We start from the raw sequence: 14,571 nt of genomic DNA, 5'->3' as shown, positions 1-14,571 counted from the left end.
GTGGTGATCATCAGGGTCTCGGCGGTCGCCGGGGCCGGAGCGGAGGCAGCGGCGTGCAGGTGTACATCAGTGCCGACATGGAGGGCGTCACCGGATTGGTGGGCGCCCAGGACGTGCAGATCGGCGGGCAGGACTACCAGCACGGTCGGGTCATGATGACCGAGGACGTGAACGCGGCCGTGCGTGGCGCGCTCGCGGCCGGTGCCACGAGGGTGCTGGTCAATGACGCACACGGATCGATGCGGAACCTGCTGGTGGATCAGATGCACCCCGAGGCGGAGTTGGTGAGGGGCAAGCCCAAGCGGATGGGGATGCTCGAAGGTCTGGACGGTGACTTCGATGCGGTGCTGTGCGTCGGCTACCACTCACGTGCCGGTGCCCTGGGCGTGCTCAGCCACAGTTATATGGGTCACGAGATCGAGGACATGTGGCTGGACGACCGGCCCATGGGAGAGATCGGATTCGCGCATGCCACGGCCGCTGCACTCGGGGTGCCCGTGGCGATGCTTTCCGGCGATGACGCGGCCTGCGACGAGGTGACGGCCTGGGACGCCCAGGTCGTCACGGCTCCGGTCAAGTACGCCAGGGATCGCTTCAGCGCGCGGATGAGGCCTGCGACCGAAGCGCGCAAGGCCATCGAGGAAGCCGCCACTGAGGGGGTGCGCCGTGCCGGCTCCCGCTCACGGCCGCCGCACACGGAAGCCGCAGCGACCTTGGCGGTGCGGTGGCAGTCGGCCACCGTCGCCAGCCAGCTCGAAGCGATCCCCGGAGTCAGCCTGCGGGACTCGCGCACTGTCGAGGTGGCCGGGGCTGTTCCGCAGCTCTACCGGCTCTTCGGTGTCTTCATGCGGGTAGCGGCGTCACTGACCGACCAGCAGCCGTACTGCTGAGCAAGCCGGACAGAGCTGAGCAGCTGGACAGAGCTGAGCAGCCGGACAGACCGAGCAGAGCCGAGTACCCGGTCAGAGCTGAGCAGCCGGGCAGAGCTGAGCAGCCGGACAGAGACGAGACCCGCGCCCGTGATTCCTGGGCGGGCGGGGTCTCGTGCGTTGCTCCCGGGTCAGACGCCGAGCGCCTGCTTGACCTGGGCAAGGCTCGGGTTGGTCATCACGACCTCGGCGCCACCGTCGGCCGGAACCACCTGAACCGTCGGGACGGTCTGGTTGCCACCGTTCGCCTTCTCCACAAAGGCCGCGGAGTCGGCGTCGTGCTCGATGTTCACCTCGGTGTACGCGATGCCCTCGCGGTCCATCTGGCCCTTCAGCCGACGGCAGTAGCCGCACCACGTGGTGCTGTACATCGTCACAGTGCCCGACATGTCTCTCGCGCTCCTCTGCTGCTGCTTCGCCCGCAGCCTTCTGTGCTGCTTCGTCCGATACATGGGGATTCCCGGGGCGCGGCCCCGGGAAGTCACATGCCGTAGAACGTAAGTGACCCGGCCACCATTCCCGCATTAGTACGACTGCGACCGGGCCCCTGTGGACAACGGACCCGCCGGTCCCGTGGGACCTGGCAGCATGGCGGGGTGACAGCAGCAACGCACGCCTCTCTCTTCCCGCAGGTTCCGGACTCCGCCGACGCGGTGCTCGACGGTCTCGACCCCGAGCAGCGCGAGGTCGCGACGGCCCTGCGCGGTCCGGTGTGCGTGCTGGCCGGAGCCGGTACGGGCAAGACGCGCGCGATCACGCACCGCATCGCCTACGGGGTGCGCGCCGGGATCCTGCAGCCTTCCACGGTGCTCGCCGTCACCTTCACCAACCGCGCGGCCGGCGAGATGCGCGGGCGGCTGCGCCAGCTCGGCGCGGGTGGTGTCCAGGCGCGTACGTTCCACTCGGCGGCGCTGCGCCAGCTCCAGTTCTTCTGGCCCAAGGCGGTCGGCGGCGAGGTGCCCCGGCTCGTCGAGCGCAAGGTCCAGCTGGTCGCCGAGGCCGCGGCGCGCTGCGGTGTCCGGCTCGACCGCAACGAGCTGCGGGACGTGACGGGCGAGATCGAGTGGTCCAAGGTCACCCAGACCGTGCCCGCCGACTATCCGGCGGTCATCGCGAAGTCGGCCCGCGAGGCGCCCCGGAGTCCGGCCGAGATCTCTCAGATCTACTCGATGTACGAGCAGCTCAAGCGCGACCGCGGAGTGATCGACTTCGAGGACGTGCTGCTGCTGACCGTCGGCATCCTCCAGGACCGGCACGACATCGCCGACCGGATCCGCAGTCAGTACCAGCACTTCGTGGTCGACGAGTACCAGGACGTCAGCCCGCTGCAGCAGCGGCTCCTCGAACTGTGGGTGGGGGACCGGGAGGACCTCTGCGTCGTGGGCGACGCCAGCCAGACGATCTACTCCTTCACCGGCGCCACCCCCGACCACCTGCTCAACTTCCGGGTCCGCCATCCGCAGGCCACGGTGGTCAAGCTGGTCCGGGACTACCGCTCGACCCCGCAGGTCGTCCACCTGGCCAACGGGCTGCTGGCCCAGGCCCGCGGCCGCGCCGCCGAGCACCGCCTGGAGCTGATCTCGCAGCGCTCCCCGGGGCCCGATCCCGTCTACAAGGAGTACGGGGACGAGCCCACCGAGGCCGAGGGCACCGCGCGCCGGATCCGGGATCTCATCGCAGCGGGCGTCCCCGCGTCCGAGATCGCCGTGCTGTACCGGATCAACGCCCAGTCCGAGGTGTACGAACAGGCGCTGGCCGACGCGGGGGTGCCCTACCAGCTGCGCGGCGCCGAGCGGTTCTTCGAACGGCCCGAGGTGCGGGAGGCCGGCGTCGCGCTGCGCGGAGCCGCCCGGGCCGGCGGCAACGACCCACTGCTCGACGACGCGGTGGATCTGCCGTCCCAGGTGCGGGCGGTGCTCGGCACCAAGGGGTGGCGGGCGGAGGCCCCGGCCGGGTCCGGGGCGGTCCGGGACCGCTGGGAGTCTCTGGCCGCGCTGGTGCGCCTGGCCGAGGACTTCGCCAGGGCCAGGGAGGGAGCGACCCTCTCGGACCTCGTCGCCGAGCTGGACGAGCGGGCGGCCGCGCAGCACGCCCCGACCATCCAGGGCGTCACCCTGGCCTCGCTGCACTCGGCGAAGGGTCTGGAGTGGGACGCGGTGTTCCTGGTCGGGCTGACCGAGGGCATGATGCCGATCACCTACGCCAAGACCGATGAGCAGGTCGAGGAGGAGCGCCGGCTGCTCTATGTGGGCGTCACCAGGGCCCGGCTGCACCTCACGCTCTCCTGGGCGCTGTCCAGGTCGCCCGGCGGCAGGGCCTCCCGCCGCCCCAGCCGCTTCCTCAGCAGTCTGCGACCGGGCTCGACGGGTGGTCCTGTCGCCGGACTGCCCGGCGGCGCCGGTGGCTCGGGCGGGATCGAGCGGGGTGCGGCGGCCCGCCGCAAGCACCGCGGGCCCGTGCGGTGCCGGGTCTGCGGCAAGAGCCTGACCGACGGCGGCGAGATGAAACTGATGCGCTGCGAGGACTGCCCTTCCGACATGGACGAGGCGCTGTACGAGCGGCTGCACGAGTGGCGCTCGGTCCAGGCGGCGGAGACGGGACAGCCCGCGTTCTGCGTGTTCACCGACAAGACTCTGATGGCCATCGCGGAGGCTGTGCCGTCCAGCGAGACCGAGCTGACGCGGATCGCCGGCGTCCCGGCCCGGAAGATCGCGCGGTTCGGGGCCGACGTGCTGAAGATCTGTGCAGGTCAGGAGCCTACGGGCGACAGCGGAGAAGACTGACTGAAACTCGTTGAAAAAATAGTTTGCGCACGCCCCGGGAACCCCCTTAGGTTCTTAACCACGGGAACAGCGACTTCTCTGAAGCCCTGGTTCTGTGCTGTACTTCACTACAGCTGTACCTGACCTATATACGAATGGGACGAGGCCCCCGGGCCCAGCTCCCCGAGACGCCGAGAGGAGGCGAGACCAGTGGCAACCATCACGAAGACCAAAATGACCGACCGCTCGGTCGTCGTCACCTGCCTGCTCGGCTCCTCTCTCCGTGGAACCGGTCTGTCCGGCGTCTCCGCCGTCAGCCCTGTTTCCCTGGCGGGCCTTCCCATTCGGGACCGTAATGAGCGACCGACCCAGGCACCGGAAGCAGCAGTAGCAAACGCGGGGATGCCGTCCTATGCGTTTGAGGCAGCCGGTGCCGAATTCGGGACGCAGGCAACGCAGCATCACACGATGTGGGCCTTCCGTGGGCTCGAACCCTGGAGTGATCCAGTCTGATTCAGCATCAGGCAGGCGCCTTCAGGGCCGCGGAACCCCACCCGGGATCCGCGGCCCTTTTGTTTGTACTGGGCCACCAGACGACCTTCGGTCAAACAGACCGGAACGACCAGACGAGGAATGAAATCACCGTGCAAATCGAAGCGCACGCCCCGTCCGTACCGCCCTCACAGACGCTCTCGCCCCCTGTTGCCCCGGAGGATCCCACCGTGTTCCCGCTCACCGCGCTCACCGTTCTCGACGACGCCATCGAGAACCTCGATGTGCCCGTTCCCTGCCGTGCCTACGACCCGGAGGTCTTCTTCGCCGAGACCCCGGCCGATGTCGAGTACGCCAAGTCGCTCTGCCGTACCTGCCCGCTCGTCGAGGCCTGCCTCGCCGGCGCCAAGGAGCGTCGCGAGCCGTGGGGCGTCTGGGGTGGCGAGCTCTTCGTCCAGGGCGTCGTCGTCGCCCGCAAGAGGCCGCGTGGACGTCCGCGCAAGAACCCGGTCGCGGCATGAATCTCACCGGCCCCGGAACGATTGACCGCCCCCACAAGCACGATCCCCAGAAGCAGGACCCGATGACCTCTTCCACCAGCGAGCCGTCCGGCTCCGCCACACCAGTCGTCACCACCATCGGCGCGACCGCGTCGCGTCAGAACAGGACCCGTGAGATGCAACTCATCCCAGAAGCCATGGCTCGTGCTCATATGCACGAGCGCCGCAGGGAGGCCGACGTCGAGCGTCAGGCCCTGCGCCTGATGGCCGCCCGCCGTATGCAACGCCGCGCCGAGCGCGTGTCGTTGCGCGCCCGCCGTGCGCTCGCCATGGCCGTCATGCAGTAACAGCGGTCATGCAGTAACAGCGGTCACGCAGCGGTGAAGAAGGAACAGAGCAGCAGGGCAGTTGGGCAAGCTCAGCAGCACATCAGCAGCACATCAGCAGCACGGAGGATGCGCGGAAAGCGCGGAGGACATCGGGGGCCGGTCGGAGCGACCGGCCCCCGGGCATGTCCCCGGGCATGTCCCGCAGTCACCAGAACCGGTCCGGTCAGGCACGCGCCTGGGCGGGAGGCAGTTCCTCCTCCGGGACTTCGTCCGTGACGCGTTCCTCGACGTGTTCCCCGACTTGCTCCCCGACTTGTTCCTTGGCCTGTTCCTTGACCTGTTCAGGGAGTTGGCGTGTGGCCTGGTCCGGGAACTCGGCTTCGGTGGTCTCCGGCAGGAACCCGGGCATCCAGGCTTCGAGTTCGTCCCGGAGCCGCACGGTCGCACCCAGCTGGCAGAGCACCCCGATGGTGCTCAGTGTCACCCGGTGGATCAGCAGATAGGACGGCGGCAGATTGAGCTGCTTGCCCAACTGGTGGGCGGGGGAGCGGGGATCGGCGATCCTCGCCGCCTGCGCCCGCATCCACCCCCGGCTGAACGTGAACTCGTCTGCCTGCACCGGCTCGATGATCGGTACCAGATACTCCAGCACCGCCTCCGGATCGAGATCGATGGACTCCTTGACGAACCCCTCATCGCAGAGCATCTCGTAGACGGCGGAGGCCTCACCCTCGATGGTCATCCGCAGGGCGTGACCGATCGTGGCGGGGAGCCCGCCCGGCAGCCGGTCCACCGTCCCGAAGTCGAGCACCCCCAGCCGCCACTGCGCCGAGGCCCCCTCTACAGTGCCGTCGTCCTCAGCGCCGTCCTCGGTGCTCGCGTCCTCATCGGTCCCCTCCCTATCGGTCCCGTCCTCCTCTGCGGGCAGCAGCCGGAAGTTGCCCGGATGCGGGTCGGCATGCAGCAGTCCCGTGCGGGCCGGGCCCGAGAAGAGGAACCGCGCGAGCAGCTGCCCGGCCCGGTCCCGCTGTTCGTCCGTGCCGTCCGAGATCACGTCGGCCAACGGGGTTCCGTCGATCCACTCGGTCACCAGCACCTGGTCGCTCTGGTGCACCACATCGGGCACCACCACATCCGGATCCCCGGCGAACTCCTCCGCGTGCTCCCGCTGAGCCTCCGCCTCCAGTTCGTAGTCCAGCTCCTCCGACACCCGGTCGCGCAGTTCGGCGATGAGCGGCTTGATGTCCATGCCGGGAATCAGCGGCCCGAGCAGCCGGGCGAAGCGGCTCAGCTGGGTGAGATCCGACAGCAGGGCCTCACCGGCCCCCGGATACTGCACCTTGACCGCCACCCGGCGCCCGTCGTGCCACACCGCCCGGTGCACCTGACCGATGGACGCGGCGGCGGACGGCTTGTCGTCGAAATCGACGAACAGCTCGCGCCACTCCGTCCCCAGCTGAGCCTCCAGCACGGCATGTACCGTCTGCACCGGCATGGGAGGGGCGGATTCCTGGAGCTTGGTCAGCGCCGCCCGGTAGGGCCCCGCGACCTCCTCGGGAAGGGCGGATTCGAAGACCGAGAGGGCCTGCCCCATTTTCATGGCCCCGCCCTTCAGCTCGCCCAGGACCTTGAAGAGCTGCTCGGCCGTGCGCTGCTGCACCTCGCGTGCCACGATCTCCGCGGATCTGCCGCCGATGCGCTTGCCCAGGCCCCAGGTGGCGCGGCCGGCGAAACCGAGTGGGAGTGCCGCCAGCTTGGCGGTACGTGTGACCGCTTTCCGGGGAAGATCAGACATGCGCCCCTCCAAATCCCAGACTGCCGTGGAGCGTACGGCGGTTACCCGGCCATTGTGTCGTGCGGAGCCCCGGCCGCCGAGGCGCGCTCCCCTTCAGTGTGCCCACCCGCACCACAGCGGCAGTCGGGGTGGGGTGCGATACGGGCCGATCGCCAGTCGAGCAGCGGCAGGGACGCCTCCCAACGCGACCCCGTCGACGCCGGCAGCTCGCCGTCGAGAAACGCCAGCGCGTGTGCTGCCGCCAGCCCCGCCACCGCTGTGGCCAGGCCGAGATCGCACGCCGGCACGGAGCCGCGTCTGCCCGAGCGCCACTGCGCGACCATCCGGGGCCAGCCCGGATCACGCTCACCCCGCCGCAGCGCAAGGCAGCCCGAGCACGCTGTGCCTCCCGGCAGGACGAGTGGCCCCACCACTCCCGTCCCTTCGAGCACGCCCGTATAGAGATGAGGCGTGCCGGACGCGACCCACTCCGCGGAGAGTGCCGGGTCGGGCACGTAGGCATCGAATCCGTCGCGCGGTGCGATGACGATCAGTGACAGCCCCGGTCCGCCGTCGCCGCCGGGTGCGGAGGCCGAGGCGCGTGGTGGCGGACCGGGCGCGACGCGCCGGATCAGCTGGCGCGCCGCCGAGTCCCGCCGCTCCCCGACGGCATCCGCCGGAAGGCCGCCCGGTGCCACGTCCCCCGAGGTGACAGAGCCGCCGTCCAGCACATCGACCCGCCCCACCCCGGAGGCCGAGAGCAGCGCCGCCACGGTGCCCCCGACCCGGCCCGCGCCCCTCACCTGGACCCGTATGGCCCGCCGGGCCGCGAGACGGGCCGTACCGCCGCCCGGTTCCGGATGGACCAGCGAGAGTGATGCCAGATCGGGGCGGAGCCGGTCCAGCGTGCCGGGCCGTTTCCGTAACGCGTCGACCGCCGCACCCGTGGCTGTCGCATCGTCGATCAACCCCGCCTTCGCCAACCGGTCGACCAGCTTGTCCACCTGGCCGTCCGGCAGCCGCATGGCCCGCGCCTCCTCCCGCAGCCGCTCCATCCCGCGAGTGCCGTCCAGCAGCCCGAGGAGGCAGCCGGTCGCCGGGTCCACCGGGCCGAGCACCACCGCCTGTGCGGGAGTCACCCCGAACTGCACGGCCTGCCGGTCCCGCCATGCGCGCCGCAGCGCGGGCTTCACCATCGGATGCATCGCACGCCCCCGTTCACGGTCCGCCGGGCTGTCCCGGCGGCTCTGTTGTCAGAATGCCCTCAGGTCGCGGACAGTGCGGAAAGTTATCCACAGGGCCGGTGGGCTGATCATTCGAATGCTGCACTCTGTGGAATGGATCAAGGTTCAACCGCCATGGGCACGGGACTTCCCCCACTGACAGCGGGTAACGTCGAGGCGTGCCCGTCGACCCTCTGCACACCGCCGGAAGTCCACCGCGCAGCGCGAAGAGCCAGCCGCCCCGCGGCCCGGCGACGAGCCCGGTCGAGGTCCGCAGGAGCTCCCGGCGCAACAGAACGGTCTCCGCCTACCGGGAGGGCGACCGGACCATCGTGCTCATCCCCGCCCGGATGTCGGACGCCGAGGAACGGCGCTGGGTGACCGTGATGCTCGACAAGCTCGCCGCCCAGGAGAGCAAGCGGGTCCTCGGCGACACCGAGCTCGCCGACCGCGCGGCGCGGCTGTCCGAGCAGTACTTCGCGGGCCGGGCCCGCCCCGATTCTGTGCGGTGGGTGACCAACCAGAACACCCGGTGGGGCTCCTGCACTCCGGCGGAGGGCAGTATCCGGCTCTCGCACCGGCTCCAGGGGATGCCGGAGTACGTCGTCGACTATGTGCTGCTCCACGAGCTGGCCCATCTTCTGGTGCCCGGGCACGGCCCCCGCTTCTGGCAGCTCCTGGAGGCGTATCCGCGAACCGAGCGGGCCCGGGGGTATCTCGAAGGGGTGGTGGCCGCCGAGCGGCTGCCGCAGCTGCCCGCCGCCCGCGGCGAGTGACAGCGCCGGTCACCTGTCGCCCGTGACGCCGGGTGACACCCGCCGTGATCAGCGACTGACCCCGGGTGACTCCGTACCGGCCGCCCCGGCGATTCTGTACCGGCTGCGTACCGGGCCTGTCCCGGCTTGGCCGGATGTCGGTCCCAGCCGTTAGCCTGACGCGAAGGAACATATTCGGGATGGGGGACGGTCGTTACGTATGGCCAGGCAATTCCAACGCGGCCACAAGGCCAGGATCAGTGACCTGACAGCGGGCACGGATCTGTATGTGGGTGTACAGATCGCGGGCGCCGGACTGACCTTCGACATCAGCTGCTTCGGGCTCGACGCCGACGAACAGCTCTCGGACGACCGGTATTTCATCTTCTTCAACCAGCCGAAGTCTCCGGAGGAGTCGATCCAGCTCCTCGGCGCACAGGCCGGTGACACCGAATCCTTCCGTGTCACGCTCGACCGCATCCCCGCGACCGTCCAGAAGCTCTCGTTCACCGCGACGCTCGACGGCGCAGGCCAGATGTCGCAGATCGGGCCCGGGTACATCCGTATCGTCGCCGGTGGCGACGAGGTCGTCAGATACGCCTTCACCGGCTCCGAGTTCACCACGGAGCGCGCCGTCATGCTGGGCGACTTCTATCTGAAGGACGTCTGGCGGTTCGCGGCCGTAGGCCAGGGCTTCGACGGTGGACTCGACGCACTGCTGAGGAACTTCGGCGGTGAGGTCGCCGAAGAGGAGCCCGCCGCACCGCAGCAGGCCGCCGCCCCACCCGCTTTCGGCGCGCCCGCTTTCGCTCCGCCCGCCGCCGCTCCCGACCCGGCCCCCTCCTTCGGCGCACCGGCCGCTCCGCCCCAGGCCCCGCCGGCTCAGACGCCCCAGCCCGCGTCCGGGGGAGCGGCGACCCCGCCCCCGCTGCCTGCGGCGACCCCGCCTCCTCTGCCCGCGCCGACCCCGCCGCCGATCCACTCGGCGCCCACCATGGCCGCGCCGATGCATCTGCAAGGGGCCGCCACCCCGCCCCCCGCCCCTGCGCCGTACGCACAGCCGCCCCAGCTTCCGCAGCAGCAACAGCCGCCGCAGTTCGGCCAGTTCCCGGGCCAGGCCCAGCCGCCGGGCGCCCCGGCCCCGTACGGCGGCCTCCCGCCCGGTCTCCCCGACCCTTACGGCCAGCAGCCGCCACCCGGGCAGCCCGCTCCGTACGGTGGGCCCGCCCCCTATGGGCAGCATCAGCCGACCCTCGCGGGCCCCGGGCTGCAGGCCGCCTTCGAGAAGTACCGCGAAACGGACACAGGGCAGCGCTGGACCCCGCAGAACAAGTACCTGATGCGGGCCGACCTGACCGTCAGTGATACCCCCGTCCTCGCCCGTCAGGGCAGCATGGTGATGTACCAGGGCAAGGTCGACTTCAGCTACAAGGGAGCCGGCTTCGCCGGGCGGATCGTGGGACATGCCACCGGCCAGGAGATGCAGCTGATGCGCTGCACCGGCCGCGGTCAGGTCTTCTTCGCCGAGAACAGCACCCATCTGCACCCCATCGAGCTCCAGGGCGACGGCATCTGCGTCTCCGCGGAGAACGTGCTCGCCTTCGACGAGACCCTGCAGTACGAGGTCCGCAGGATCGAGGGCCACGGCATTCCCGGCGGGGCGCTGTTCACCATGCAGTTCCAGGGCACCGGCACGGTGATCGTCAAGACGCACGGTGTGCCGGTGGTCCTGCCGGTCACCCCGACCACCTTCGCCGACTGCAACGCGGTCGTCGCCTGGTCGTCCGCCTCGCAGGTGATCGTCTCCAGCCAGGTGCGGCTGCGGCAGAACGCCTATGCGGGCGACAGCGGCGAGAGCGTGAACCTCCAGTTCCGGGGCGCCCCCGGGAACTTCATCATCGTCCAGCCGTACGAGGTCTGAGGGAGCCCGTCATGAACCAGCAGCTCGCGGGCTTCGCCCCGACCCCCGTCACGGCCCGCATGGAGAACCACGGCAGCAAGATGCTGAAGGTCGCCATGCAGACAGGACAGGACCTGCTCGCACGGACCGGTTCGATGGTCGCGTACGAGGGCTTCGTGCAGTACGAGCCGAATCCGCCCGCCGTCCGCCAGATCGCCCGTGACTGGATCACCGGCGAGGGCGCACCCCTCATGAAGTGCTCGGGCGACGGCCTGCTCTACCTCGCCGACTACGGTGCGGACGTCGTCATCATCAACCTCGACAACGACGCGCTGTCGGTCAACGGCAGCAATCTGCTCGCCTTCGACGCGAGCCTCACCTGGGGGGTGGAGCGGGTCAAGGGCATGGCGAAGTTCGCCGGCCAGGGCCTGTGGAACATCCAGGTGTCCGGCAGCGGCTGGGTCGCCATCACCTCGCGCGGCACCCCGATCGTCGTCGACTGCGGAAGGGGCGAGGACGAGACGTATGTCGACCCGGACGCCCTGGTCGCCTGGTCGCCGAATCTCAAGGTGAAGGGCAAGCGCAGCTTCAAGGCCGGTTCGCTGATCGGGCGGGGCAGCGGGGAGGCGTACCAGATGGCCTTCTCCGGGCAGGGCATCGTCGTCGTACAGCCGAGCGAGGACAGCACCGACCGTCTGCGGATCCGGAACTGAGGGGAGCCAGAACACCATGCAGAGCCCGCTTTTCAACTACACGGAACAGCAGACCCAGGATCGGTACACGGTGCAGAACCCGCAGTTGCTGCGGGTCGAGCTGACCGGACACGACGATGTACTCGCCCGCAAGGGCGCCATGGTCGCGTACCAGGGGCTGATCGAATTCGACGGTGAGTACCAGTCGAACCAGCAGCAGCGCGCGCGGGCGTACACGGGCGAGGGGCTCGACCTGATGCGCTGCCACGGGCAGGGCACGGTCTACTTCGCCAATCTGGCGCAGCACGTGCATCTGGTCGACGTCGACCAGGACGGGCTGACCGTGGACAGCGCCTATGTGCTCGCGATGGACTCCAGCCTGAACCACACGGTCGTCGCGGTCGACAGCCAGTACGGCATCTCGGGATCGGGCAAGTACCAGCTCCACATCACCGGCCGGGGCAGGGTCGCGCTGATGACCTCGGGCCAGCCGCTGATGATGCAGGTCACGCCGGACAGGTACATCAACGCCGATGCGGACGCGGTGGTCGCCTGGTCGTCCGGTCTGCGGGTGCAGATGCAGGCGCAGACGCACTCGTCGGGCGTGCGGCGTCGGCGCGGCAGCACCGGTGAGGGCTGGGAGCTCAGCTTCCTGGGCCAGGGTTTCGCACTGGTCCAGCCCAGCGAGGTGATGCCGCCTCAGCACGCGAACATCGGGGACGGGGTGCTGGCGCAGTTCGGCATGGGACAGCAGGGCGCGCACGGCCAGAACCAGGGCAACGTCTGGAACTGATCACCGCGCAAACTGACCACCGCGCAAACTGACCACCGCGCAAACTGACCACCGCGCAAACTGAACACCGCGAACGGTGCGCGGAACCGGACGGGGGCGGTCTCTTCGGAGACCGCCCCCGTCCGTCAGCAGTTGCCGTCGCTGCTCAGACGGTCGCTTTTCCGAGCGCCGTGCGGGCGGCGTCCACCAGCTGCCGGACCGACAGGTCGGCGACGTCCGCCACCTCGTCATAGGCGAACCACCGGAGGTCCAGCGACTCGTCGCTGATCAGTTCCACCGCTCCCGGCGGGACCAGGGCCGCGTACTGCACATCGAAGTGCTGGGTGCAGGGCGCCGGAATCGAGTGCCGGTCCAGCCTCAGCGGGCCGCCGGGCAGCAGCGTCAGCCCCTCGATGCCTGACTCCTCGGTCGCCTCGCGCAGGGCGGCTCCCGCCATCGTCGTGTCACCCGGCTCGCAGTGCCCGCCCATCTGGAGCCACATCCGCAGCTTCCGGTGCAGGGTGAGCAGCACCTGCCCGCGCTCCGGGGCCAGGACCAGAGCGCTCGCGGTGAGATGCCCGGACCCGCAGGCCTTCCACATCCCGTCCGGGTGGGCCGACAGATGGTCCAGATAGCTCTGGCGCAGCTCGTCCTGGCCCTCGTGACCCTTCAGTACGCGGATCGCGTCGTCCCGGAGGGTGCCCTGGTGAGTCACTGGCCGGAGTCGTCCTTCTTCTCGTCGTTGTCGTCCTTCGCGCCGGGCTGCCCGCCGGTGCTGTCCTCCGGTCCGGCAGCGCTCGTGTCGCCGGTGTCCTTGGTCAGATCGGTCTTGCCGGTGCTCGCCCTGCCGCTGCCGCCGGCGGCCTCACCGAGCATCTTGTCCAGCTCGGAGAAGTCCAGGTGCTCGTGGTGGACGAAGCCGTCCGGGTCGTCCAGGTCGGAAGCGGTCGGCAGCATGTCCGGGTGCTCCCACAGGCCGTCCCGGCCGTCGACACCCCGTGCGTCCGTGAGCGAGGCCCACAGCCGCGAGGCGTCCCGCAGCCGGCGCGGACGGAGCTCAAGGCCGATCAGCGTGGCGAACGTCTGCTCGGCCGGACCACCGGATGCCCGGCGCCTGCGCAGCGTCTCGCGCAGTGCGTCCGCCGAGGTCAGACGGGTCTTCGCGGCCTCGTGGACCACGGCGTCCACCCAGCCCTCGACCAGCGCGAGCGCCGTCTCCAGACGGGCCAGTGCGGCCTTCTGCTCCGGGGTGTCCTCCGGCTGGAACATGCCCTGCTGAAGGGCTTCCTGCAGCTGCTCGGGGTGCGAGGGGTCGAGCTGGCCGACGACGTCCTCCAGCTTCGAGGTGTCGACCTTGATGCCGCGGGCGTACCCCTCCACCGCGCCGAACAGATGCGAGCGCAGCCACGGCACGTGTGCGAAGAGCCGCTGATGGGCGGCCTCGCGCAGCGCCAGGTAGAGCCGCACCTCGTTCTTGTCGATGCCCAGGTCCTTGCCGAAGGCCTCGATGTTCAGCGGGAGCAGCGCGGCCTTGCCGGCCGGGCCGAGCGGCAGACCGATGTCGGTGGAGCCGACCACCTCGCCGGCGAGGACACCGACCGCCTGCCCGATCTGCTGGCCGAACATGGCTCCGCCCATGGACCGCATCATGCCGAGCAGCGGGCCCGCCATGGCCTGCATCTCCTCGGGCAGTACACCGCCCATGGCCGCTCCGACACGCTCCGCGACCGGGTCGACGAGGTCCTTCCACACCGGCAGCGTCGCCTCGACCCACTCGGCACGGCTCCAGGCGACGGCCGTAGTGGCCCCGGAGGGCAGCGAGGTCGCGCCGTCCAGCCACAGGTCGGCCAGACGTACGGCCTCCTCGACCGCCGACCGCTCGGCCGGGCCCACACTGGTGTCCTTGGTGCCGTCGGACGTGCCCTGGGCGACCGTCTGCCGTGCGATGTCCTTGGCCATGTCCCAGTTGACCGGGCCGCCCTCGTAGCTCAGCATCTGGCCGAGCTGCTGGAAGGCTGCGCCGAGGTCGTTCGGGTTCATCGAACCGAACATCGCCGCGAACGGATTGTCACCACCGCTGCCGGGACCGAACCCGAGTGGATTCTGCGGGGAGCTTCCGCCGCCCTGGCTGCCTTTGCTCTTGCCCTCGTCGCCGTCCTCCGGCTCCTCCGGCGGAAGGCCGAATCCGAATGGAGTGTCACTCACGGGTTTCCTCGGCTCGTAGGGCCGTCGGCCGACTGGCCGACAGCGATTGCCCGACAACACCACCCAGGGTAGGGGGTGACCGCCCGGTCAGGCCGGGTCCGACCGGGCGGCTCTCCACAGACACCGGTGCCCGATGAGGGCTCAGTGCTTGGCTGACGCATGGGCTGCGGCAGGATGGACGCCACCTGGTCCGTACGTGTCAGTTCGCGTACGTACTGAAGACAACCGCTGGAGACGC

General features: G+C 69.9%; 14 protein-coding genes. 9 read left to right on the top strand and 5 right to left on the bottom strand.

Features of this window, described 5'->3' with window-relative positions; translation table 11 throughout:
- Positions 1 to 53 precede the first annotated feature (53 nt).
- Complete coding sequence (locus OG385_RS08530) at positions 54 to 890, top strand: M55 family metallopeptidase (protein ID WP_266853317.1); 837 nt, start codon at positions 54 to 56, stop codon at positions 888 to 890.
- A 170-nt stretch (positions 891 to 1,060) separates the two neighbouring features.
- Here OG385_RS08530 and OG385_RS08525 read toward each other — a convergent pair whose 3' ends face one another.
- A complete protein-coding gene (locus OG385_RS08525; protein WP_266853315.1) occupies positions 1,061 to 1,318 on the bottom strand; it encodes a mycoredoxin in 258 nt (85 codons plus the stop codon).
- A 207-nt stretch (positions 1,319 to 1,525) separates the two neighbouring features.
- Here OG385_RS08525 and OG385_RS08520 point away from each other — a divergent pair, with 207 nt between their 5' ends.
- From OG385_RS08520 to OG385_RS08505, 4 genes are all read left to right on the top strand, one after another.
- A complete protein-coding gene (locus tag OG385_RS08520; protein WP_266853313.1) occupies positions 1,526 to 3,712 on the top strand; it encodes an ATP-dependent DNA helicase UvrD2 in 2,187 nt (728 codons plus the stop codon).
- 213 nt (positions 3,713 to 3,925) lie between these two features.
- Positions 3,926 to 4,204, top strand: coding sequence for a hypothetical protein (locus tag OG385_RS08515; protein ID WP_266860723.1), 279 nt, complete (start codon positions 3,926 to 3,928; stop codon positions 4,202 to 4,204).
- A 131-nt stretch (positions 4,205 to 4,335) separates the two neighbouring features.
- Positions 4,336 to 4,704 (top strand): WhiB family transcriptional regulator, encoded by a 369-nt coding sequence (locus OG385_RS08510; RefSeq protein ID WP_266853311.1) that lies wholly within the window; start codon positions 4,336 to 4,338, stop codon positions 4,702 to 4,704.
- Positions 4,701 to 5,030, top strand: a complete 330-nt coding sequence (locus tag OG385_RS08505; protein ID WP_266853309.1) for a hypothetical protein — start codon at positions 4,701 to 4,703, stop codon at positions 5,028 to 5,030. The genes OG385_RS08510 and OG385_RS08505 overlap by 4 nt, the downstream gene beginning before the upstream one ends.
- A gap of 205 nt (positions 5,031 to 5,235) precedes the next feature.
- On the opposite strand, the gene OG385_RS08500 is transcribed toward OG385_RS08505, so the two are convergent.
- Both OG385_RS08500 and OG385_RS08495 read right to left on the bottom strand, forming a co-directional pair.
- The gene (locus OG385_RS08500) at positions 5,236 to 6,807 is read right to left on the bottom strand and encodes an AarF/ABC1/UbiB kinase family protein (RefSeq protein WP_266853307.1); all 1,572 of its coding nucleotides are present in this window, start codon (positions 6,805 to 6,807) and stop codon (positions 5,236 to 5,238) included.
- 41 nt (positions 6,808 to 6,848) lie between these two features.
- A complete protein-coding gene (locus tag OG385_RS08495) occupies positions 6,849 to 7,991 on the bottom strand; it encodes a TOMM precursor leader peptide-binding protein (RefSeq protein WP_266853305.1) in 1,143 nt (380 codons plus the stop codon).
- A 197-nt stretch (positions 7,992 to 8,188) separates the two neighbouring features.
- On the opposite strand from OG385_RS08495, the gene OG385_RS08490 reads away from it, so the two are divergent.
- From OG385_RS08490 to OG385_RS08475, 4 genes are all read left to right on the top strand, one after another.
- Positions 8,189 to 8,785: a M48 family metallopeptidase gene (locus OG385_RS08490; RefSeq protein ID WP_266853303.1), complete on the top strand. Its 597-nt coding sequence runs from the start codon at positions 8,189 to 8,191 to the stop codon at positions 8,783 to 8,785.
- Between the two features lie 199 nt (positions 8,786 to 8,984).
- Positions 8,985 to 10,685: a TerD family protein gene (locus OG385_RS08485; RefSeq protein ID WP_266853302.1), complete on the top strand. Its 1,701-nt coding sequence runs from the start codon at positions 8,985 to 8,987 to the stop codon at positions 10,683 to 10,685.
- A gap of 11 nt (positions 10,686 to 10,696) precedes the next feature.
- Positions 10,697 to 11,377 carry an AIM24 family protein gene (locus OG385_RS08480; RefSeq protein WP_266853300.1) on the top strand — a complete coding sequence of 227 codons (681 nt, stop codon included), beginning with the start codon at positions 10,697 to 10,699 and terminating at the stop codon, positions 11,375 to 11,377.
- 16 nt (positions 11,378 to 11,393) lie between these two features.
- Positions 11,394 to 12,149 carry an AIM24 family protein gene (locus tag OG385_RS08475; RefSeq protein ID WP_266853299.1) on the top strand — a complete coding sequence of 252 codons (756 nt, stop codon included), beginning with the start codon at positions 11,394 to 11,396 and terminating at the stop codon, positions 12,147 to 12,149.
- A gap of 145 nt (positions 12,150 to 12,294) precedes the next feature.
- Here OG385_RS08475 and OG385_RS08470 read toward each other — a convergent pair whose 3' ends face one another.
- Positions 12,295 to 12,843 (bottom strand): NUDIX hydrolase, encoded by a 549-nt coding sequence (locus tag OG385_RS08470; RefSeq protein ID WP_266853297.1) that lies wholly within the window; start codon positions 12,841 to 12,843, stop codon positions 12,295 to 12,297.
- A complete protein-coding gene (locus OG385_RS08465) occupies positions 12,840 to 14,333 on the bottom strand; it encodes a zinc-dependent metalloprotease (protein ID WP_266853296.1) in 1,494 nt (497 codons plus the stop codon). The genes OG385_RS08470 and OG385_RS08465 overlap by 4 nt, the downstream gene beginning before the upstream one ends.
- Between the last annotated feature and the right edge of the window lie 238 nt (positions 14,334 to 14,571).

This window comes from Streptomyces sp. NBC_01306 (assembly GCF_026340465.1).
Classification (GTDB): Bacteria; Actinomycetota; Actinomycetes; order Streptomycetales; family Streptomycetaceae; genus Streptomyces.
This window is presented reverse-complemented; position numbering and strand designations above follow the sequence as displayed.